Source organism: Mesoflavibacter zeaxanthinifaciens subsp. sabulilitoris, from assembly GCF_014191595.1.
Classification (GTDB): Bacteria; Bacteroidota; Bacteroidia; order Flavobacteriales; family Flavobacteriaceae; genus Mesoflavibacter; species Mesoflavibacter zeaxanthinifaciens.
In genome coordinates this window covers 307,545-328,993 of record NZ_JACHWV010000005.1, presented here as the reverse complement: position 1 = coordinate 328,993, position 21,449 = coordinate 307,545, and the positions used below count along the sequence as shown (strand labels likewise).

The window sequence follows — 21,449 nt, the reverse complement described above, 5'->3', positions numbered from 1 at the left end:
AAGAAACATTTATGGAAGCAATTGCTACCGATTTCGGAATAAAAGAAGCTTTAAAACAATTAGGTATTAAAGACGTTAATGATGGTACTTCTACAGGCTCTGATAGCTTTGGAAGTGGTGAGTTAATTTCATCTTACTCTCCAACAGATGGACAATTAATTGGTAAAGTTTCTACTACAACAAGAGAAGACTACGATAAAGTTATAAAAACAGCTCAAGATGCCTTTTTAGAGTTTAGAGCAATGCCAGCACCGCAAAGAGGTGAAATAGTAAGACAGTTTGGTAATCGTTTAAGAGAATTAAAAGAACCATTAGGTAAACTAGTATCTTACGAAATGGGTAAATCTTTACAAGAAGGTTACGGAGAAGTACAAGAAATGATAGATATCTGCGATTTTGCAGTAGGTTTATCTAGACAGTTAAACGGACAAACTATTCCTTCAGAAAGACCAGGACACGTTATGAGAGAGCAGTGGCACTCTTTAGGTATTGTTGGTATTATTTCAGCATTTAACTTTCCTGTTGCAGTTTGGTCTTGGAACACTGCTTTAGCATGGGTTTGTGGTGATGTTTGTGTGTGGAAAGCTTCAGAAAAAGCACCACTTTGTGCAGTAGCATGTCAAAATATTATAGCTGAGGTATTAAAAGAAAATAACTTACCAGAAGGTATTTCTTGTATTATAAACGGAGATTACAAAGTAGGAGAATTTATGACAACAGATCATAGAATTCCGTTAATCTCTGCAACAGGATCTACACGTATGGGACGTATTGTTGGTAAAACAGTAGCCGAGCGTTTTGGTAAATCTTTATTAGAATTAGGAGGAAACAACGCTATAATTATTACACCTACTGCAGATTTAAAAGTAGTTGTGCCTGGTGCAGTATTTGGTGCTGTTGGTACTTGCGGACAACGTTGTACAAGTACACGTCGTTTAATTATACACGAGTCTGTTTACGATAAAGTAAGAGACGCTATAGTTGGTGCCTACAAGCAATTAACTATAGGTAATCCATTAGACGAGAAAAACCACATTGGACCATTAATCGATAAAGACTCTGTAAACACGTATTTATCTGCTATAGAAAAAGCTAAAGCTGAAGGTGGAAATGTACTAGTTGAAGGTGGTGTTTTAGAAGGAGAAGGTTACGAGTCTGGTTGTTATGTAAAACCAGCGATTATTGAAGCTGAAAATGATTTTGAAATTGTACAAACCGAAACTTTTGCACCAATTTTATATTTAATGAAATATTCTGGCGATGTAGAAAATGCAATCGAAATGCAAAACGGAGTTGCGCAAGGATTATCTTCTGCAATCATGACTAACGAAATGAAAGAAGCAGAAAAATTCTTATCCTTTGCAGGAAGCGACTGCGGTATTGCCAACGTAAACATTGGTACTTCTGGAGCAGAAATTGGAGGTGCTTTTGGAGGCGAAAAAGAAACTGGTGGCGGACGTGAGTCTGGATCTGATGCTTGGAAGGTTTACATGCGTAGACAAACCAACACGGTAAACTACTCAGATCAGTTACCTTTAGCGCAAGGTATTAAGTTTGACTTATAATATTATTTCGCTTTCGCGAAAGTTAAGCCACATCAAAAATGATGTGGCTTTTTTATTTTCATAAAATTTAACCTAAAATTTTAGTTTTTTATCGATTATTTGTGTTTAATTCAAATAATTAATAATCAAACAGTTAAAAAATCACGATTTTTTAATAACTTAATACTCATAATATTAAAAACTAACCATTATGAGTAAAAAATCTAGATACCTTCTTGGTGTTTTACTTACCATCATAATCGGTACAGTCTTGTACTGGTTTTTTTGTTGTCAATATTGTACAGGTAATATTGAGAATAAAGAAAAAGATGTGTCCGTAGCACCAAAAGTAACTATCAAACCAATTACACTTAATGATCCAGATGGAGATTTTAATTTAGAAATTAAAGACAATTTTAGTTTCAAATTTTCAGATTACCATTTTATTGAGCCAATTTCACCTGAATTAAATCAAGGTTTAGATCAAATAGCAACTTATTTAAATAATCATCCTGAAAAATCACTTGATGTTAAAGGTTTTTACAAGTCTGTAGAGATTAATAACTCGGCATTTCCTACCATTGGGTTAGCACGTGCTAACGTGATAAAAAATCTTATGGCTTCAAAAGGTGTAAATTTTAAAAATACAAATACATATGGTGTTTTAGATAACGATTTAAATCGAGAAAATGATACTATAAATGGAGGTATAAGCTTTAAAATCTCCGCATTTAAAGAAAGAAATTCTGATCAAGATGAAGCTTTAAAAGATTTAGCTAAAAGTATTAAAGCTAATCCGTTAATACTTCATTTTGAAACAGCTCAAACTAATATTGTTCTAACTAAAGAACAACGACAAAAAGTGGCAGATATGGTTGATTATGTATATAAAGTAGATGGTGCAAGTATTACGGTAACCGGACATACAGATAATCAAGGTAGCAGAGATACTAATATAAAAGTTGGACAAGAAAGAGCAGATTTTGCTAAAAACTATTTAATAGATAACGGTATTTCTTCAAGTAAAATATCAAGTACTTCTTTAGGTCCAGATCAACCTATTGCAGATAACACTACTGAAGAAGGTAGAGCAGAAAACAGACGAGTTGTAATAACCATTAACTAAAAAAATAAAACCATGAGAATATTATTAATTAGCATACCGTGTTGGTTAATTCCTACTTTGATAGGATTAATTTGTGCAATTTTAGGATACTTATTAGGTAAGCTACTAAACAGAAGTAATGATAATAATGAAAATATTGATATTTATAAAAACCGAATTTCTAAATTAGAAACAGATTTAGCAGCTTGTATGTCAAGTAAAGAAGTGTCTCATACTTCTGGATTAGCAAATACTATTGCTCCCAAAGCATCAGGTATTGAAGCTGTTGTTTTTAATGCAGATGCAGCTAAAGCAGCTTTAGGGAAAAAAATAAAAGAAAACGATTTAACTGTTGTTGAAGGTATTGGACCAAAAATAAAAGAATTGTTCCATAGCCATAACGTTATAACTTGGAAAGATCTAGCTAATTGTACCGTAGAAAAATGTAAAGAAGTTTTAAAGTCTGGCGGAAAACGTTTTGAAATACATAAGCCAGGTACTTGGCCAAAACAAGCAGAAATGGCTGCTAAAGGCGAATGGCAAAAACTTAAAGATTGGCAAGATCAATTAGATGGAGGTAAATAAGAAACAATAAAGTTTTAAAAAGTAAAACCACTTTCTAATTGAAAGTGGTTTTTTTATGTAAACCCTAATTCAATGCCGAAACTTTATCGGGAGAACTAAGGTTTTTTTAAATGTTAATTAATACATTAAAACATTGTTTAATTAACTAATTTATAGACAGTTTTAAATTTATATATAAAAATTATCTAGATTAACCGCTAACTGTATTTAACCTTTCTTAAAATTCTAATAGCATCTTTATATTTTTGATACACTTTGGGATGCTTTTTTAAATATGGTTTTGCTTCATGAAGTTTATCTATTGCTTCATGAAATAAATTTAAATAACATATAAGATACGTTTCTGGTAGGTTGTTTAGATCTCGTAATTCTACTTTATTTAAAGAAATTCCTTTTTTAAGTTTTTCTAAAACAGAATTATTAGTATTGTAAATGTGATGTAATACCTTTTTGTCATACTGTGGCGGATTGAAAACCAAGGTAGAATCTATATTATAATTTGCATTATCATTAAAACTAATAACAGTTTCTTCTAAAGGGTAATATTTATAATGATCTTGAATGCCTAGCTTTACATAATCTAAAATTGAAAACGAATTTTCATCATATTTTATAGCAACTTCATCTAAAGTTGAATAAAACAATCGTACTTGCTCGTTAACCAGTTCTATATCAACTCTAGAGTAAAATGTTTCGTCTTTAACGGTCTTTTTAATACCTGACCAACACACAATAAAATATTCTTTAAAGACAATATATTTTGGATTGTAATCTTGTCTTTTTTGCATAAAATCTATAACTCCATCTAAAATATGTTGAATATTATTTTGTGCATGTTTCTCGATAGAAGCTACAATTTCTGAATTAACATCTTTAATCTCTATGTCAAAAACCTTAGGCATACTAATACTACCTTCTCTAAAAAACACAGAGCCACCATAGTATTTCCAGATGTTTTTTCTTAAAGATGTAATACCTGTACTTGGTCTAATAGTTACTAGACCAACTACTTTGTGATCTGGTAAATGCGGAAATGGAATATTTTCATATTGTACAATTGGCGGATTTGTTAAATAGGCATTTATTAAATTCTGAATTTTAGAATCGTCAAAAAAATCTACACCAACTATTTTGTTGTCTTCATCTTCTACACCAATGACGATATAAGAATTATTTTTTGGGTTAGAGTTTGAAAGTGCACAGACGTGTTTTAAAAATTTAGCTTTTCCTTCCTTTTGACCAATATCAATCTTTCGTTTTTTGTCATAAAAACTGTTCTCATCATTATGAGCTAGTAAGTTTTTAATTAAAAGACGTTTATTGATCATATGTCTGATATTCCTGCGCAGGCAGGAATCTTTTTAAAGGTTATTCCTTTTTCACAATAGTACTACTAGCTTGTGCTGTACAAAACATCAATACATCTGCAAGGTTAACATGTGCAGGACGTGATACAGCAAAATAAATAACTTCGGCAACATCATCTGCTTGTAATGCTTTGTAACCGGTATAAACGGTATCTGCTTTGGCATCTCCTTTAAAGCGTACTTTAGAGAATTCGGTTTCTACCAACCCAGGATTTATAGCTGTAACTTTAATCCCAAAAGGGTTAAGGTCAATACGCATACCTTCGGTAATGGCGACAACTGCGTGTTTGCTTCCGCAGTAAACATTTCCGTTGGGATATACTTCTTTTCCTGCCGAAGAGCCAATGTTAATAATGTGTCCGCTTTTACGCTCGGTCATATTTGGGATAATGGCTTTGCTTACGTAAAGCAAACCTTTAACGTTAATGTCCATCATTTTATCCCAATCTTCTAAATTTCCGCTTTGTATAGGATCTAATCCATGTGCATTTCCTGCATTATTAATTAAAATATCTATGGTTTTAAATGTTTCTGGTAAAGAATTTATTGCGTCAAAAACGGCAACTTTATCACTAACATCAAAATTAAGTGTATGTACGTTAGTTTGTTTTGATAAGGCTTTTTTAATAGTATCTAATCGCTCTTGACGTCTTCCGCAAAGTATAAGATTGATGCTATGTTTGGCAAATTGGTGTGCTGTAGCTCTTCCTATGCCGCTTGTTGCTCCTGTTATTAACGCAGTTTTTTGACTCATTTTTAGGTGTTGTTTTAAACACCTAAATATAAGGGTAATAAACTTCTGTGAAAACTTTTTTAAATTAAATTAAGGTACCTTATGACCTTGACAAGCTACTAATATTAAGAACCAATCTTCCAGTTCTAAATTAATTTTAGTAGCAGCATAAGCATCTTTTAAACGTTGTTTTGTTGTAGTACCAACTACAGGAATAATGTTTGAAGGATGTTTTAGTATCCAAGCTAATAATAATTGATCTTCGGTAGCATTATATTTATCTAATAAAGCACCTAATTGCTTGTGTATACGTCTTGTTTGCTCTGTATCTTCTTTAAATACGTAACCTAATGGTGACCAAGACATTGGTTGTATATTGTTTAGCATCATGTGGTCTAAGGTACCATCATGCATTGCTGTATGTTGCGTTAAAGAAAACTCTATTTGATTAACCTCCACACCAACATATTTATTTAATAAATCGGTTTGACTAGGTGTAAAATTAGAAACACCAAAAGACTTTATTTTACCTTCTTTTTTTAATGTTGATACTGCTTCAGCAACAACTTCTGGTTGTAATAATGGACTTGGTCTATGCAATAATAACAGATCTAAATAATCTGTTTTTAGATGTTTTAAGCTATTTTCGGCAGACCAAATAATGTATTCTTTTGTGTAATTATAGTGTTTTACTTTTAAGTCTGGTCTAGAGTTGCCAATATACTGTATACCGCATTTGCTTATTAACTCTATTTTACTTCTTTTAATACCACTTTCCGCGAAAGCGTTACCAAAATCTGCTTCTGTGCTGTAGTCTCCATATATATCAGCGTGATCAAATGTATGTATGTTATTTTCTAAACAATGATGCATCAAATCTATCATTTCTTGTTTAGACAGTTTTTTTCCCCATTGTCCCCATGTCATTGTCCCTGCTGTAATTTTAGAAAAATTCATACTATATACTTTAGTTTTTATATTTGTGCTAATAATGTAAAATTACTCTTAAAAGACTTATAAATTAAGAACTTTTAACCAATTCTTAACATCGGTAATTGAAAAAAAATTACAATTTGCAGAGCTTGAAATTATTAGAGTTTCAAATTCCTAAAAAACTAATTTATAATGGAAGATACTAGTACTGTTGATATTGCATCAATAAATGCAAAAATTGAAAAGGAAAGCGCATTTGTAGACTTACTTATGCTTGAGATGAATAAAGTAATTGTTGGACAAAAACATATGGTCGAGCGTTTACTAATTGGATTATTAGGACAAGGACATATTTTACTAGAAGGTGTGCCAGGTCTAGCAAAAACATTAGCTATTAATACGTTGTCACAAGCAATAGATGCTAGTTTTAGTAGGATACAATTTACACCAGATTTATTACCAGCAGACGTTATTGGTACATTAATTTATAATATAAAGGAAAACGATTTTACTATAAAAAAAGGTCCAATCTTTGCTAATTTTGTGTTAGCTGATGAGATTAACCGTGCGCCAGCAAAAGTACAATCGGCTTTATTAGAAGCGATGCAAGAAAAGCAGGTAACTATTGGTGACGAGACTTTTAAATTAGATAAGCCGTTTTTAGTAATGGCAACTCAAAACCCAGTAGAACAAGAAGGAACATATCCTTTACCAGAAGCGCAAGTAGACCGTTTTATGCTAAAAACGATTATAGATTATCCAAAACAAGCCGAAGAGCAACTAATCATGCGTGCTAATTTAAAAGGAGCTTGGGATAAAGTAAATCCAGTAGTGACTACAGAGCAAATTATAAGAGCACAACAAGCGGTAAGAGAAGTGTATATGGATGAAAAGATTGAAAAATACATTCTAGACATCATCTTCGCTACACGTTATCCAGAACAATATAGACTAGATGATTTAAAACCATTAATTTCTTTTGGTGCGTCGCCACGTGGTAGTATTAACTTAGCTACTGCAGCAAAATGTTACGCATTTATTAAGCGTCGTGGTTATGTAATTCCTGAAGATGTACGTGCTGTTGTACAAGATGTATTACGTCACCGTATCGGAATTACTTACGAAGCTGAAGCAGAAAATGTAACTGCAGAAGATATCGTAAACAAGATTGTAAACGAAATTGAAGTACCTTAATCAGTTGGCAGTATTTAGTCAACAGTCTTCAGTAAAGTTTAATTTACCGAATGCTTTTAACTAAATACTATTTAGCACTGCAAACTGCACACTGAACACTGCATACTGAAACAATGGATACTAAAGAAATACTAAAAAAAGTTCGAAAAATAGAGATTAAGACACGTCGTTTGTCTGATCATATTTTTGGAGGCGAATATCATTCGACTTTCAAAGGTCGTGGTATGACTTTTTCTGAAGTACGCCAATACCAATTTGGTGACGATGTAAGAAACATCGATTGGAATGTTACCGCACGTTATAATGAGCCTTACGTAAAAGTTTTTGAAGAAGAACGCGAGCTAACCATGATGCTTATGGTAGACGTTTCTGGATCTGAATTTTTTGGAACAGAACAACAATTTAAAAACGAAATTATTACCGAAATCGCTGCTACTTTAGCCTTTTCGGCAACTCAAAATAACGATAAAATAGGTCTGATTTTATTTTCAGATGACATAGAACTTTACATACCGCCAAAAAAAGGAAGATCTCATGTATTGCGTATTATTCGTGAGTTAATCGAGTTTCAACCTAAAAGCAAACAAACCAATATTGCCGAAGCTTTAAAGTTTTTACGCAACGTCATGAAAAAGAAAGCAATTGTTTTTATGATGAGCGATTTTATTGCAGAAGATTACAAGCAAACCCTAAAAATTGCAGCCGGAAAGCACGATATAACAGGAATTAGAATTTACGATAAACATGAAGAAAACATACCAAATTTAGGTATGGTAAATATGCAAGACGAAGAGTCTGGCGAGTTAATGTTAGTCAATACAAGTTCTAAAAAAGTAAGACAAGAATACGTAAAGTTTTATACGCAAAAGGTTGGCTACTTTAAAGATAGTTTTGCAAAATCTGGCGCAGGAAGTTTGTCTTGCAGAACCGATGAGAGTTACGTAAAAAAACTATTAGGCTATTTTAAAACAAGAGGATAAATTATCAGGTTTAGCGCAGTCGAAACCTAATTTAATATGAAGAAACAGTATTTAAAATATAACAAAGTAAACACAAAAGGCTTTTGGTCTTTAATCTTTTTTCTTTTCTCGTTTTTATCATTTGCGCAAGTCACATCATCCATAGATTCTACTTCTATAAAAATTGGTGAGCAAATCACCTATAAAATTGAAGTGGAAACCGATACAACTAACGCTGTTATTTTTCCTGAAGGGCAAACATTTATGCCTTTAGAAATGATAGAATCCTATCAGCCAGACACTACAAAATACGACGCTAAATATAAACTGATTAAAAAGTACGGTTTAACACAGTTTGATTCTGGTAAATATGTTGTCCCAAAGCAAAAAATAATCATTGGCGGAAAGACGTTTGCAACAGATAGTATGCTGGTTGAGGTTAACGATATAGTTGTAGATACAACCAAGCAAAAACTATACGATGTTAAACCAATGATAGACGTTAAAAAACCTTCTAGCAATTGGTGGTTATGGTTATTGTTAACTATTGCATTGGTTGCAACAATTGGCCTTTTAGTGTATTGGTTTGTATGGCGAAAAAGACCATTAACCGAAGAAGAAAAAATAGCACAATTACCACCTTACGATCGTGCAAAATTAGCCTTAAAGCAATTAGATGAAACCAAGTATTTAGAACGTGCCGAAATCAAAGAGTACTATTCTGAGCTAACCTTTATCATCAGAAAATATTTAGATGAAAAAGTTTACGACAAAGCATTAGAAAGTACTACAGATCAATTAATAGATCGATTAAATATTTTGCAAGAAGGTAATCAAATAGAGCTAAGCAAAGATGATATAAAAAATATTGAAGCTATTTTAAAACGTGCCGATTTGGTAAAATTTGCAAAATCTGCTCCAGATATCGAGCTTGCTAAATTAGATAGACAAACGGTAGATACAGAAATAGATCAAGTAAAAGACGCTTTACCAGAACCAAGCGAAGAAGAATTACTTAAAAACGAAGAATACCAAAAGCTAAAAGCTAAAAAAGAAAAGCAGAAAAAAATCTGGATTACAGCTGCTATTGCATTTGTACTTTTGATAGGTACCGTTGGTCTTTTTAGTTATAAATATGGTATTAATTACGTTATAGATACGGTAACAGGTAAAGACACTAAGCAATTATTAGAAGGTAATTGGATAACTAGTCAGTATGGTTTTCCGCCAATGACAATTTCTACTCCAGAAGTATTAAAAAGAGAAGATGTTGAGGTAGAACAAAGTATAGCACGACCAATTACAAAAACAGCATTTAGTTACGTTCTAGAAAATCAGTTTTATGTAACCGTTTCTACCACAACAATAGAGGTTAATCCGCAAGCAGAAAACAAACCGTCTGCAGAACAAAATATCCAAAAAGCAATAGAAGATAATTTTAAAGCACTAGAAGACAACGGAGCAAGAAACATCTTGCCTGTTAACGATAAGTTTGTTACACCTAATGGTGTTGAAGGCTTAAAAACATCAGGAACATTAGAGTTTCCTGTTGATGAAGCTAAAGAGAAATACGTATCAGGTCAGTTTGAATTATTAAGTTTTGCTAGTGAAAACGTCATGCAACAAGTTATGATATATTATCTAAAAGATGATGTCTATTTAGACCAAGTTGTAGAGCGTGTTTTAGCTTCAGTAGAATTAAAATCTAAAGAAGAATAATGTTACAAGGTATCACTTTTGAAAATAAAATATTTTTCTGGTTGCTGTTAGCATTACCACTAGCTATACTTTGGTATGTATTAAAACATAAACGTCAAACAGCTGAGCTTAAAATTTCAAGTTTAAAAGGATTTAAAACCAAACAATCTTGGTTGCCAAAATTAAAACATGTATTATTTGCATTACGATTAATTGCATTAGCCTTATTAATTACCGCGTTAGCACGACCACGAACTTCAGAAACTAAAAGCAAAACTAAAACCACACGAGGTATCGATATTGTTATGGCAATAGATGTATCTGCAAGTATGTTGGCTAAAGATTTGCGTCCAAACCGTTTAGAGGCTTTAAAAGATGTAGCGTCAGAATTTATTAAAGGTAGACCAAATGACCGTATAGGATTGGTCGAATATGCTGGAGAAAGTTACACCAAAACACCAATTACTAGCGATAAGGCTATTGTGTTACGCAGCTTAGACGAAATTAAATATAATACCATTATAGAAGGTGGTACAGCAATTGGTATGGGATTAGCCACTTCGGTTAACCGTTTAAAAGATAGTAAAGCAAAAAGCAAAGTCATTATTTTACTAACCGATGGAGTTAATAATTCTGGAGCAATAAACCCAACTATTGCTAGTGAGTTAGCTGTTGAGTTTGGTATTAAAGTCTACACCATTGGATTAGGTACAAATGGTATGGCATTGTCGCCTGTCGCAATATTACCAAACGGAAGATTTCAATACGATCGTGTACAAGTAGAAATTGATGAAGAACTACTAAAAAGTATAGCAACAGCAACTGGCGGGAAATATTTTAGAGCAACCAACAACCAAAAGTTAGCAGAGATTTACGACGAAATTAATAAACTAGAAAAAACAGAAATAGACGAGATAAAATTCACAACCTATCAAGAACATTTTAGACCATTTGTTATTGCAGCAATGGTATTGTTGTTGTTAGAATATCTAATGAGAATTACAGTCTTTAGAAGTTTTGTTTAAAAGAAATTCCGCGAAAGCGAAAAAATAAAAATAAAGTCTGAGTAAGTACTTATTACTATTTACTCACTACTTAATACTAAAAAATATGTTTCAACTAGAAGAAAAAATATGGTTTTGGGCACTACTTATCATTCCGGTGATAGTTGTTTTCTTTTTGTTGCTACTGCTTTGGAAAAAGCAAACCCAAAAAAAGTTTGCAGACAAAGCTCTTTTAAAGCGATTAAGTCCAAATCAGTCGGTATTTAAATCTGTACTAAAAATAATCGTGTTAAGCTTAGCATTTGCAAGTTTAGCAATTGCGTTAGTTAATCCAAAAATTGGAACAAAGTTAGAAACCGTAAAGCGTGAAGGTGTAGATATTGTCTTTGCAATTGACGTGTCAAAAAGCATGTTGGCAGAAGATATTAAGCCAAATCGATTAGAAAAATCAAAGCAATTAGTATCTCAAATCATTAATAACTTAGGTAGCGACCGTGTTGGAATTATTGCTTACGCAGGAAAAGCGTTTCCGCAGTTACCAATAACTACAGATTATTCGGCAGCAAAACTGTTCTTACAAAACATGAACACAGATATGTTGTCGTCACAAGGAACAGCTATCAACGAAGCTATTTTACTTGCAAAAACGTATTATGACGATGATGAACAGACTAATCGCGTATTAGTGATTATTTCTGATGGAGAAGATCATAGTGAAGCTGCAGTGCAGGTTGCAGAACAAGCTAGCCAAGAAGGTATAAAAATCTTTACCATTGGTGTTGGAGAAGCAAAAGGAGGACCAATACCGTTAAAACGAAACGGAATCGTTACTGGATACAAAAAAGACAGTCAAGGCGAAACTGTAATTACTCGTTTAGATGAAACCACGTTAAAAAATATAGCAGCACAAGCCAACGGACAATACATACAAGGAAGAACAACAGATAAGGTGGTAAACCAAATGAAAGACATTTTAAACAAAATGGACAAAACCGAATTTGAAGCCAAACAAATTGCCGATTTTAAAGACCAATTTCAGTGGTTTTTAGGCTTAGCAATTTTGCTGTTTTTTATAGATATTTTCCTTTTAGAACGTAAAACAGCTTGGCTAAAAAAATTAAATCTTTTTAATGAGAATTTATAAAACCCTTAACAGCAACAATTAGAGGTCTTTAGTATATTTACAAGTTGTTTTTTGATAAAAGCAGGCAGTATAAAAAAATGAAAAAAACATTAAGCTACATATTATTTTTCTTCACAATTGCACTTATAGCGCAAGATAAAAACGAAGAAAAAGCATTGCAAAAGCAGACTAATAAAGCATTATCTTATGTTGCAGAAGCTAATGATTATGCTAAAAGCGACGATTTTGTAAATGCAGAAATGGAGTACCGTAAAGCATTATCTACAAAACCAAGCCAGTCAGTTGGAGCTTATAATTTAGCCTATCAATATTACCAAAAAGGAAGCTTAGACGAAGCGCTATACCGTAACCAACAAGCAGCAAAAAATGCAACAGATAAAGTTGAAAAACACAGAGCATTTCATAACATTGGTAATATTTTAATGAAAAAAGAAAAATGTAAAGAAGCGGTAGAAGCTTATAAAAACGCACTACGTAATAACCCAAAAGATGACGAGACGCGCTATAATTTAGGTTTAGCTAAAGACTGTGCAAAAAACCAGCAAGACGACGAGCCTCAAGAAGACGATAAAGACGGAGAAAATAACCGTGATAAAGACGAAAACCAAAACGAGGACCAAAAAGAAAATAACGAAAAACAACAAGAAGACCAAGATCAAAAAGACCAGAAAGATCAAGGCGATCAGGATAAAAAAGAAGGCGATCAAGACCAAGATGGTAATCCTAAAGATAATAAAGATCAAGATCAAAAAGAAGGCGATCAAGATAACAAGCAACAAAAACCACAACAAGGACAATTATCGCCTCAGCAAATTAAAAATTTGCTAGAAGCTATGAATAATCAAGAACAAAAGGTACAAGAAAAAATAAATGCTCAAAAGGTAAAAGGAGCAAAAGTACAAACCGATAAAGATTGGTAAAAAATTATAAATTTGAAGCTTAATATTCAGAATTAAACCAATTAAAAGTGAAATTAATTAAACACATATTCATTTTATTACTTGCTATTGCACCAATATTTGCTTTAGCGCAAGATGAAGATGCAATAACGTTTCAAGCAAAAGTAAGTAAGAAAAAACTTGGCTTAAACGAACGTCTACGTGTCGATTTTGAGATGAATAAAGATGGAGATAATTTTAAATCTCCAAACTTTGATGGCTTTACCGTAGTAGGCGGACCAAATCAATCTGTAAGTCACTCTTGGTTTAATGGTAAACGTAATTTTTCAAAAACGTATAGTTACTTTTTAGCTCCAAAGCAAATGGGTACATTTACTATAAATCAAGCAACAATAGAGATTGACGGTGTAACTTATAAAACATCTCCAATTACAATAAAAGTAACAAAACCAATAGAAGTACCAGAAGATCCTAATGATCCAGATTATATCTTAAAAGAAAGTATTCATTTGGTAACAGAAGTATCAAAAACTAATCCATACTTAAACGAGCCTATTACTGTAGTTTACAAACTTTATGTGGCACCAAAAGCAGGTATTAGCAACTTTAGAGAGATTGAAAGTCCAAAATTTAATGGGTTTTGGAGTCAAAATATAAATATAAAAGGATTAAAAGCACAAGAAGGCACTTACGATGGTGAAGAATATAGATATGTTGTATTAAGAAAAACTGTACTATTTCCTCAAAAAACCGGAAAATTACAAATAGAGCCACTTAGCTTAGACTTAACCATAGATGTTCCAACTAACAAAAGAGATCTTTTTGGAAGAAGAATTACAAATCAAGCTCATAGAACTATTACTGCAAACCCAAGGTCTATAAACGTTAAAGATTTACCTTTAGAAGGAAGACCAGACAACTTTACTGGAGCTGTTGGAGACTTTGATTTTAATGTATCAGTATCTAAAACAGATTTAAATGCAACCGAAGCTTTAGATGCAAAAATAGAAGTTTCAGGTAACGGAAACCTTAAACTTTTTGAACTACCAAAATTTAAGGCACCAAGTGCATTAGAAGTTTATGAGCCAGAACACGAAGAAAATATTAGAACCAACTTATCAGGAATGCAAGGTAAAATTTCTGATAATTATACAATAGTACCTCAGTTTAAAGGCAAATTTCCAATACCACCTGTTACCTTTTCGTATTTTGATTTAAAAACAGAAACATACAAAGAATTGTCTTCTGAAGAAATTGTTATTAATGTTTTAGAAGGTTCAGCTTATGCAGATGCCGATAATAATTTACCTACTAATACCTCAGGAAAACAACCAGTAGTTTTAAATGAAAATCAATTTGCATTTATAAAAACTAAGTCTAATTTTTCATCTATAAAAGAAGAAGATTTTTTCAATACAACAGCATTTTGGACAGGATTATTAGCGCCATTATTAGCAATACCTTTAGCATTAGTATATAGAAGAAAACGAGAAGAACGTAATGCAGATGTTGTTGGTAATAGATTAAGAAAAGCAGATAGATTAGCTAAAAAATACTTAAGCGAAGCTAAAAAAGCACTAGGTAATAAAGAAGCATTTTATATAGCATTAGAAAAAGCGTTACATAACTATTTAAAAGGACGTTTAAATATTGAAACAACAGACTTAAGCAAAGAAAAAATTAAAGAATTACTACTAAGCAGAAATGTAGAGAAAAACGTAATTTTAGATTTTGAAACGCTTTTAAAACATTGTGAATTGGCAAGATATACACCAATGACTCAGGTAGCAATGGAGCAAGATTATAACAATGCAGCTGCAACAATAAACACGATAGATAAACAACTAAAATAAAGTAGTTAGAAGATGAAAAAATTACTTTACATATTAGTCTTTGCACTTTCAGCAATAAGTTTAGCTCAAAATAATGAATTATTTGATCAAGCAAACGCATTATATAATGAAGGTAAATTTAGTGATGCTGTAAATAAATATGAAGCTATTATAAAAAATGGGCAACATTCTGCAGAGCTATATTACAATTTGGGGAATGCACATTATAAACTTAATAATATTGCACCTAGTATTTATTATTACGAAAAAGCCTTACAGTTAAAACCTAACGATAAAGAGATTGTAAACAATATTGCTTATGCAAAAAATATGACTATTGATGATATTGAAGCAGTGCCAAAATTAGGATTGTCAAGATTCTTCAATAAAGCAATTAACGCTTTAACTTATGATAATTGGGCAACATTGTCTATCATTTTCGTGGTAGCTTTTGTATTGTTGTTTATTACTTACTTTTTCACATTTAGTACTTCAAAAAAACGATTAGCTTTTGTTTCTGGATTAGGAAGTTTATTAATAGGTTTAATTTGTTTGTCTTTTGCCTTTAAAAAGCAAAACTTAGATAAGAATAATAATCCAGCTATAGTTTTTGCAAAAGAAACAGAAGTAAAATCTGAACCTAACATGGGTAGTACAGAAGCTTTTGTACTTCATGAAGGCACCAAAGTTCAAGTTTTAGACACCATTAATAATTGGAAAAAAATAAAACTTGCAGATGGTAAAACAGGTTGGATAATATCTGGAGACATAAAATTACTAAATACTTTTTAGTATATTTAGCTTTAACAAAAACTAAAAAGCTATATTTGTTTCTTACCATTTCAGACTATGTCTAAACAATTAGTATCTATATTTTTTTCAATTTTATTTTTTGGGCTAATTACAGCTCCATCAATTATTATTGCTATAGATGCAGATGTAGATGTTTCTATTTTGTATAGTGTCTCTGAAGAGGAAGAAGAAAACAAAAGCATAAAACTAGTAGTAACAGAACAAAAAGAAACTACAGAAAGTATTTATAAAAAAATTGCTTTTCAAAAGTTAGACTATTTGTTTAAATCTTACACAAAACCAGCACTTAATTTAATATCTCCACCACCAGAATTTTTCATATTATAATTTTGTTTAAATGAGACTGTAAAGTCTTCTCTTTTATTAATTTTAAAGTTACCTTGGTAAAAAGGTAACAATCAAACTTTATAATATGTTTAAATATATTAAAAACGATTTACCGGCAAGTATAGTCGTATTTTTTGTAGCATTACCATTATGTTTAGGTATTGCTTTAGCTAGTGGCGCACCATTATTTTCTGGACTAATTGCAGGGATTATAGGTGGTATTGTAGTAGGGTCATTAAGTGGTTCTAAAATTGGTGTAAGTGGTCCAGCAGCAGGTCTGGCAGCAATTGTATTAACTGCTATTGGTACTTTAGGCGGTTACGAAAACTTCTTAGTAGCAGTTGTTTTAGGAGGTATTATCCAATTAGTTTTTGGATTATTAAGATTAGGAATCATAGGTTACTACTTTCCTTCTTCAGTAATTAAAGGAATGTTAACAGGTATTGGTATTATCATTATTTTAAAACAAATCCCTCACTTTTTTGGATACGATCCAGATCCAGAAGGTGATTTTGCATTCTTTCAAGTAGATGGTGAAAATACATTTTCTGAAATTTTAAATTCGATTAATCATATTACACCAGGATCACTATTAATCGGTGTTATCGGTTTAGGAATTTTATTATTATGGAGTAATGTGTTATCCAATAAAGGTAAAATATTTCAATTAATACAAGGTCCATTAGTAGCAGTTGTTGTTGGTATTATCTTTTATGTGTTAACTAAGGATAGTTCAAGTATGGCAATTCAAAGTTCGCATTTAGTTAGTGTACCTGTTCCAGAAGATTTTTCGTCGTTTTTAGGGCAATTTAGTTTTCCTAATTTTTCAGTAATAACTAATCCAGAAATATGGGTTGTAGCCTTTACTATTGCATTAGTTGCAAGTTTAGAAACACTACTTTGTGTAGAGGCAACAGATAAATTAGATCCTTATAAAAATGTAACACCTACTAATAGAGAGTTATTAGCACAAGGTACCGGAAATATCCTTTCTGGTATGATTGGAGGATTACCTATTACGCAAGTAATTGTTCGTAGTTCGGCAAATATCCAATCTGGAGGACGCAGTAAAATGTCGGCAATAATTCATGGTTTCTTTTTATTAATTTCTGTAATATTAATACCTAAACTGTTAAATATGATACCGTTATCTGTTCTTGCAGCAATCTTATTAATAGTAGGTTATAAACTTGCAAAACCAGCTTTATTTAAAACAATGTACAATTTAGGTTGGAAACAATTTTTACCATTTATTGTTACCGTTACAGGTATTGTATTTACAGATTTACTAAAAGGAATTGGTTTAGGTTTAGCAGTTGGTATTGTAGTTATACTAATAAAAAGTTACCAAAACTCACACTTTTTACATAAAGAAGGAGAAGATGTAGACGATGGTAAAATTAAAATGACACTTGCAGAAGAAGTAACCTTCTTTAATAAAGGAGCAATTTTAAAAGAATTAGATCGTTTACCAGAAGATTCTTACTTAGAATTAGACGTAAGAAAAACACGCTATTTAGATAATGATATTATCGAGATTTTAGAAGACTTTTCAATTAAAGCAAAAGAAAGAAATATCAATATCAAGTTAATTTCAGAAAGAGGAACGATAGAAAACCCAGAAAGTTTTATAGAGTTCTTTAAATTAAAACCTAAAACACAATTAAACTAACAAACAACACAATAGAAGATACTATGAAAGCACATACTAAAGAAACACAAGCTACAATGACTCCAGAAAAGTCATTACAGTTTTTAAAGGAAGGAAATCAAAGGTTTCAGCAAAACTTAAAAGCAAATCGTAATTTATTAGAGCAAGTTAATGATACAAGCGAAGGACAATTTCCGTTCGCAACAATATTAAGTTGTATAGATTCTCGTGTATCTGCCGAGCTTGTATTTGATCAAGGATTAGGAGATATTTTTAGCGTACGTATTGCAGGTAACTTTGTAAACGAAGATATCTTAGGAAGCATGGAGTTTGCTTGCAAATTAGCAGGAACAAAACTAATTGTAGTATTAGGACATACAAGTTGTGGCGCTGTAAAAGGTGCATGTGATCATGCCGAAATGGGTAACCTAACAAAGTTAATCCAAAAAATAACACCAGCTGTAAATGCAGTTTCAGAACCAAAGGATGAGAGTTTAAGAAACTCTAAAAACTTAGAATTTGTAGATGAAGTATCAAAGAAAAACGTAGAACTTACAATAGATCGCATCCATGCAGAAAGTCCAATACTTTCTGAAATGGAAAAAAATGGCGAGATTAAAATTATAGGCGCTATGTACGATATTAATACTGGAGACGTACAGTTTTACGAATAAGATTAACATGAAAAAGAACACATTTGCAGCATTACTAGTTTTAGTAATGCTGCCTTTTTTAGGGATAAGTCAAAATAGCGAATTAGGTAATTGGTTAATCGTTTTTGGTAACAAACAATTAAATAGCAAATGGAATTTACATGCCGAAGTCCAATACCGTAATTACGATGCTATAGGCGATCTAGAGCAACTACTGTTAAGAACAGGAATAGGATATAATCTAACCGAAAATAATAACAACCTACTATTAGGTTACGGATATATCAAATCTGAAAATTACGTAGGTCAAACAGACAATAAAATTAATGTAAACGAACATAGAATTTTTCAGCAGTTTATAACAAAACAGCACCAAAACAGATTAAACATAACACATCGTTATAGGTTTGAACAACGTTTTGTAGAAGACGATTTTAAAATGCGATTAAGATACTTTCTATCTCTAAATTATCCATTAAATCATAAAAATTTAGAAGACAAAACATGGTATTTATCAAGTTATAACGAGCTGTTTATTAATACCGAAAATGATTTGTTTGATCGTAACAGAATATACTTTGGTACAGGATATAAACTAAATAAAGCTATAAAATTTGAGCTAGGTTGGATGAATCAAATATTCAGTTCAGGATCTAGAGACCAAATAAACATGATAGCATTTATTAACTTTTAAATTACAATAAGAAGGTAATGGTACTTAAGCTTGCACGTCGTTAGTCTCTTCAGCAGGATCTATAATATCATTATCTTCTTCTAAAGTTTCATCTCCAGACTTAATAATACTAGGAAAAATCATTGGTGCCAGACCTTTAACAGGTTTGTACAATAAAGAATCTTCAATATTCTCTTCATCAACAAACGTAATCGTGTTATTCATTTTATCAAAAACAATAAGTAACACACTTAAAATCAATCCAATTTTTAAAGCACCAAAAACAGCACCTAAAAGTTTGTTTAAAATACCTAAAGACGCAAAATCTGCTAATTTGGTAAGCGCTTTACCAGCTAAACTAATTAGTAAAATAATAACAACAAAGGTTATAGCAAAAGCAGTAATATTAATAGTTTTCTCGTCCCATTCGGTCTTATTCTCTAAAAAGTTAGCTACAAAATAACTAAAATGTATAGCACCGTAAACACCACCAACAAGAGCAATAATAGAAGCTAATTCAACAAAAAGACCTTTAAACAATCCGCGTATTAAACCAAACAAAATTAACGCACCTAAAACAATATCTATAACCGCCATAAAGTTTACAATTTCAACAAATATAAACTAACTTTGCAACTTTAATAAAATTATGTCTAGAGACGAACAATTAAAACAACGCTGGGAAGAGATAGTAACCAAATTGTCTAATCAATTTGCAGATGGAGACACCTTAGATTTAGACGCAATAATCTACTTAATTGGTGTGCAAGAGTTGGGACAATTACATCGCAGATTTAAAAAAGATCACAAATTAGATTTAATGCACATAGCCATATGCAAACTACTAGAGCCTTACGGCTATTATGAGTTTGATTTTGTTGATGAAGATGGTTGGCCACACTATAAAATAAAAGAGCAATTACCAACACTAAAAGCAGGAGAACAGTCTATTTTAATGAAAGAAGCCATAGTAAACTACTTTTTAGAAACCAACTATATACAATAATTATTACAGCGTTACCCTATCGGGTCAGGCTCTCGCAAGTCGCAATCAAAGATGTGCTCCAACAATTGCTCCATCCTTAACGCGTCAATCCGCCAACAAAAAGCTTACACTAAGTAAGGTGTAAACCATAAAAAATAGTAAATTTGCCCTTTATTTTATGATGTCATGATAGATAAGATTAAAGAACTTATAGCCGAAGCAGAAGCGTTTAAAGCGCAAACCAAAGAAGAGGTAGAAGCATACCGTATTAAACTTTTAGGACAAAAAGGATTAGTAAAACAATACTTTGCCGAGTTTAAAAACGTAGCTAACGACCAAAAGAAAGAGTTTGGACAAGCCATAAACAAACTAAAACAAACGGCTCAAGACAAAGTAAACCAGCTAAAAGAAGAGCTAGATAATAATGCTCCAGAAACAAGCATATCTGGTGATTTATCAAGACCAGGCGAACCATTAATTATTGGTTCTCGTCATCCAATTTCAATAGTAAAAAATCAAATAATAGATATCTTTTCTAATATCGGTTTTAACGTTAGTGAAGGACCAGAAATAGAAGACGATTGGCACAACTTTACAGCCTTAAATCTACCAGAATATCATCCAGCAAGAGATATGCAGGATACGTTTTTTGTGCAAACTAATCCAGATATTTTATTACGTACACATACCAGTTCTGTACAGGTACGTTACATGGAAAATAATCAACCGCCAATACGTACAATATCACCAGGTAGAGTATATCGTAACGAAGCTATTTCTGCACGTTCTCATTGTTTTTTTCATCAAGTAGAAGGATTATATATAGATAAAGATGTAAGTTTTGCAGATTTAAAACAAACGCTTCAATATTTTACAACCGAGTTGTTTGGAAAGTCTAAAATAAGACTTCGTCCATCTTACTTCCCGTTTACAGAGCCTAGCGCAGAAATTGATGTATATTGGGGATTAGAAACCGAAACCGATTACAAAATAACCAAAGGAACAGGTTGGTTAGAAATCGGCGGTTGTGGTATGGTAGATCCAAATGTATTAACCAATTGTAAAATAGACCCAGAAGAATACTCTGGTTTTGCATTTGGAGTTGGTATAGACCGTATAGCTATGTTATTACATCAAATAGGAGATATTAGATTATTAAGCGAAAACGATGTGCGATTCTTAGAGCAATTCAAATCGGCTTTATAAAAAATTAACAACGAATTATAGTTAAAGGCTAATATGTTAAGAAATTTACATATTAGCCTTTTTTATTTAACAACAAATTAACTTCGTTTAGTTCGGTTTGTTCCGAACCTAATGTATTTTTGCAGTATAATTTTTTATAATAAT

21 protein-coding genes are annotated in these 21,449 nt (G+C 31.9%); 17 read left to right on the top strand and 4 right to left on the bottom strand.

Annotated features, from left to right (window positions below):
• The first annotated feature begins 11 nt into the window (after positions 1-11).
• The 3 genes from amaB (at position 12) to FHS04_RS09645 (ending at position 3,234) form a co-directional block, all read left to right on the top strand.
• Positions 12-1,565, top strand: coding sequence for an L-piperidine-6-carboxylate dehydrogenase (gene amaB, locus FHS04_RS09655; protein ID WP_027879688.1), 1,554 nt, complete (start codon positions 12-14; stop codon positions 1,563-1,565).
• Between the two features lie 190 nt (positions 1,566-1,755).
• Positions 1,756-2,670, top strand: coding sequence for an OmpA family protein (locus FHS04_RS09650; protein ID WP_106677066.1), 915 nt, complete (start codon positions 1,756-1,758; stop codon positions 2,668-2,670).
• 12 nt (positions 2,671-2,682) lie between these two features.
• The gene (locus tag FHS04_RS09645) at positions 2,683-3,234 is read left to right on the top strand and encodes a hypothetical protein (RefSeq protein ID WP_106677068.1); all 552 of its coding nucleotides are present in this window, start codon (positions 2,683-2,685) and stop codon (positions 3,232-3,234) included.
• 197 nt (positions 3,235-3,431) lie between these two features.
• Here FHS04_RS09645 and FHS04_RS09640 read toward each other — a convergent pair whose 3' ends face one another.
• From FHS04_RS09640 to FHS04_RS09630, 3 genes are all read right to left on the bottom strand, one after another.
• Positions 3,432-4,562 carry an ATP-binding protein gene (locus tag FHS04_RS09640; protein ID WP_106677070.1) on the bottom strand — a complete coding sequence of 377 codons (1,131 nt, stop codon included), beginning with the start codon at positions 4,560-4,562 and terminating at the stop codon, positions 3,432-3,434.
• A gap of 40 nt (positions 4,563-4,602) precedes the next feature.
• On the bottom strand, positions 4,603-5,355 hold the full coding sequence (locus tag FHS04_RS09635) for an SDR family NAD(P)-dependent oxidoreductase (protein WP_106677072.1): 753 nt from the start codon (positions 5,353-5,355) through the stop codon (positions 4,603-4,605).
• Positions 5,356-5,424: 69 nt separating this feature from the next.
• Positions 5,425-6,291, bottom strand: a complete 867-nt coding sequence (locus FHS04_RS09630; protein WP_106677073.1) for an aldo/keto reductase — start codon at positions 6,289-6,291, stop codon at positions 5,425-5,427.
• A gap of 168 nt (positions 6,292-6,459) precedes the next feature.
• Between FHS04_RS09630 and FHS04_RS09625 the strand changes: the two genes are divergently transcribed.
• The 12 genes from FHS04_RS09625 (at position 6,460) to FHS04_RS09570 (ending at position 19,135) form a co-directional block, all read left to right on the top strand.
• Complete coding sequence (locus tag FHS04_RS09625) at positions 6,460-7,461, top strand: AAA family ATPase (protein ID WP_027879681.1); 1,002 nt, start codon at positions 6,460-6,462, stop codon at positions 7,459-7,461.
• Between the two features lie 113 nt (positions 7,462-7,574).
• Positions 7,575-8,441 (top strand): DUF58 domain-containing protein, encoded by an 867-nt coding sequence (locus FHS04_RS09620; RefSeq protein ID WP_106677075.1) that lies wholly within the window; start codon positions 7,575-7,577, stop codon positions 8,439-8,441.
• A 36-nt stretch (positions 8,442-8,477) separates the two neighbouring features.
• Complete coding sequence (locus FHS04_RS09615) at positions 8,478-10,139, top strand: cytochrome c-type biogenesis protein (RefSeq protein ID WP_106677077.1); 1,662 nt, start codon at positions 8,478-8,480, stop codon at positions 10,137-10,139.
• Positions 10,139-11,143 carry a vWA domain-containing protein gene (locus tag FHS04_RS09610; RefSeq protein ID WP_106677080.1) on the top strand — a complete coding sequence of 335 codons (1,005 nt, stop codon included), beginning with the start codon at positions 10,139-10,141 and terminating at the stop codon, positions 11,141-11,143. The genes FHS04_RS09615 and FHS04_RS09610 overlap by 1 nt, the downstream gene beginning before the upstream one ends.
• An 85-nt stretch (positions 11,144-11,228) precedes the next feature.
• Positions 11,229-12,266: a VWA domain-containing protein gene (locus FHS04_RS09605; protein ID WP_106677082.1), complete on the top strand. Its 1,038-nt coding sequence runs from the start codon at positions 11,229-11,231 to the stop codon at positions 12,264-12,266.
• A 77-nt stretch (positions 12,267-12,343) separates the two neighbouring features.
• A complete protein-coding gene (locus FHS04_RS09600; RefSeq protein ID WP_106677084.1) occupies positions 12,344-13,186 on the top strand; it encodes a tetratricopeptide repeat protein in 843 nt (280 codons plus the stop codon).
• Between the two features lie 47 nt (positions 13,187-13,233).
• Entirely contained in the window at positions 13,234-15,018 is a 1,785-nt protein-coding gene (locus FHS04_RS09595; RefSeq protein WP_183408373.1) for a BatD family protein, read from the top strand.
• A gap of 12 nt (positions 15,019-15,030) precedes the next feature.
• Entirely contained in the window at positions 15,031-15,789 is a 759-nt protein-coding gene (locus FHS04_RS09590) for a tetratricopeptide repeat protein (protein ID WP_106677089.1), read from the top strand.
• A gap of 57 nt (positions 15,790-15,846) precedes the next feature.
• Entirely contained in the window at positions 15,847-16,137 is a 291-nt protein-coding gene (locus tag FHS04_RS09585; protein WP_221184976.1) for a hypothetical protein, read from the top strand.
• An 85-nt stretch (positions 16,138-16,222) separates the two neighbouring features.
• Positions 16,223-17,809 (top strand): SulP family inorganic anion transporter, encoded by a 1,587-nt coding sequence (locus tag FHS04_RS09580; protein ID WP_106677091.1) that lies wholly within the window; start codon positions 16,223-16,225, stop codon positions 17,807-17,809.
• A gap of 23 nt (positions 17,810-17,832) precedes the next feature.
• Positions 17,833-18,462: a carbonic anhydrase family protein gene (locus tag FHS04_RS09575; RefSeq protein ID WP_027879671.1), complete on the top strand. Its 630-nt coding sequence runs from the start codon at positions 17,833-17,835 to the stop codon at positions 18,460-18,462.
• Positions 18,463-18,469: 7 nt separating this feature from the next.
• The gene (locus FHS04_RS09570; RefSeq protein WP_106677096.1) at positions 18,470-19,135 is read left to right on the top strand and encodes a DUF2490 domain-containing protein; all 666 of its coding nucleotides are present in this window, start codon (positions 18,470-18,472) and stop codon (positions 19,133-19,135) included.
• Between the two features lie 24 nt (positions 19,136-19,159).
• On the opposite strand, the gene FHS04_RS09565 is transcribed toward FHS04_RS09570, so the two are convergent.
• Positions 19,160-19,711 (bottom strand): CvpA family protein, encoded by a 552-nt coding sequence (locus FHS04_RS09565; RefSeq protein WP_027879669.1) that lies wholly within the window; start codon positions 19,709-19,711, stop codon positions 19,160-19,162.
• Positions 19,712-19,763: 52 nt separating this feature from the next.
• Here FHS04_RS09565 and FHS04_RS09560 point away from each other — a divergent pair, with 52 nt between their 5' ends.
• Positions 19,764-20,120, top strand: coding sequence for a hypothetical protein (locus FHS04_RS09560; protein WP_027879668.1), 357 nt, complete (start codon positions 19,764-19,766; stop codon positions 20,118-20,120).
• Between the two features lie 165 nt (positions 20,121-20,285).
• Positions 20,286-21,305 (top strand): phenylalanine--tRNA ligase subunit alpha, encoded by a 1,020-nt coding sequence (pheS, locus tag FHS04_RS09555; protein WP_106677098.1) that lies wholly within the window; start codon positions 20,286-20,288, stop codon positions 21,303-21,305.
• Positions 21,306-21,449 lie beyond the last annotated feature (144 nt).

Excerpts from the sequence above, each read along its gene's own strand:
- FHS04_RS09565 (WP_027879669.1), bottom strand. The coding sequence starts at position 19,711 with ATGGCGGTTATAGATATTGTTTTAGGTGCGTTAATTTTGTTTGGTTTA.
- FHS04_RS09625 (WP_027879681.1), top strand. The coding sequence starts at position 6,460 with ATGGAAGATACTAGTACTGTTGATATTGCATCAATAAATGCAAAAATT.
- FHS04_RS09575 (WP_027879671.1), top strand. The coding sequence starts at position 17,833 with ATGAAAGCACATACTAAAGAAACACAAGCTACAATGACTCCAGAAAAG.
- pheS (WP_106677098.1), top strand. The coding sequence starts at position 20,286 with ATGATAGATAAGATTAAAGAACTTATAGCCGAAGCAGAAGCGTTTAAA.
- FHS04_RS09630 (WP_106677073.1), bottom strand. The coding sequence starts at position 6,291 with ATGAATTTTTCTAAAATTACAGCAGGGACAATGACATGGGGACAATGG.
- FHS04_RS09610 (WP_106677080.1), top strand. The coding sequence starts at position 10,139 with ATGTTACAAGGTATCACTTTTGAAAATAAAATATTTTTCTGGTTGCTG.
- FHS04_RS09570 (WP_106677096.1), top strand. The coding sequence starts at position 18,470 with ATGAAAAAGAACACATTTGCAGCATTACTAGTTTTAGTAATGCTGCCT.
- FHS04_RS09640 (WP_106677070.1), bottom strand. The coding sequence starts at position 4,562 with ATGATCAATAAACGTCTTTTAATTAAAAACTTACTAGCTCATAATGAT.
- FHS04_RS09615 (WP_106677077.1), top strand. The coding sequence starts at position 8,478 with ATGAAGAAACAGTATTTAAAATATAACAAAGTAAACACAAAAGGCTTT.
- FHS04_RS09650 (WP_106677066.1), top strand. The coding sequence starts at position 1,756 with ATGAGTAAAAAATCTAGATACCTTCTTGGTGTTTTACTTACCATCATA.
- FHS04_RS09620 (WP_106677075.1), top strand. The coding sequence starts at position 7,575 with ATGGATACTAAAGAAATACTAAAAAAAGTTCGAAAAATAGAGATTAAG.
- FHS04_RS09580 (WP_106677091.1), top strand. The coding sequence starts at position 16,223 with ATGTTTAAATATATTAAAAACGATTTACCGGCAAGTATAGTCGTATTT.
- FHS04_RS09605 (WP_106677082.1), top strand. The coding sequence starts at position 11,229 with ATGTTTCAACTAGAAGAAAAAATATGGTTTTGGGCACTACTTATCATT.
- FHS04_RS09590 (WP_106677089.1), top strand. The coding sequence starts at position 15,031 with ATGAAAAAATTACTTTACATATTAGTCTTTGCACTTTCAGCAATAAGT.
- FHS04_RS09645 (WP_106677068.1), top strand. The coding sequence starts at position 2,683 with ATGAGAATATTATTAATTAGCATACCGTGTTGGTTAATTCCTACTTTG.
- FHS04_RS09635 (WP_106677072.1), bottom strand. The coding sequence starts at position 5,355 with ATGAGTCAAAAAACTGCGTTAATAACAGGAGCAACAAGCGGCATAGGA.
- amaB (WP_027879688.1), top strand. The coding sequence starts at position 12 with ATGGAAGCAATTGCTACCGATTTCGGAATAAAAGAAGCTTTAAAACAA.
- FHS04_RS09560 (WP_027879668.1), top strand. The coding sequence starts at position 19,764 with ATGTCTAGAGACGAACAATTAAAACAACGCTGGGAAGAGATAGTAACC.
- FHS04_RS09585 (WP_221184976.1), top strand. The coding sequence starts at position 15,847 with ATGTCTAAACAATTAGTATCTATATTTTTTTCAATTTTATTTTTTGGG.
- FHS04_RS09600 (WP_106677084.1), top strand. The coding sequence starts at position 12,344 with ATGAAAAAAACATTAAGCTACATATTATTTTTCTTCACAATTGCACTT.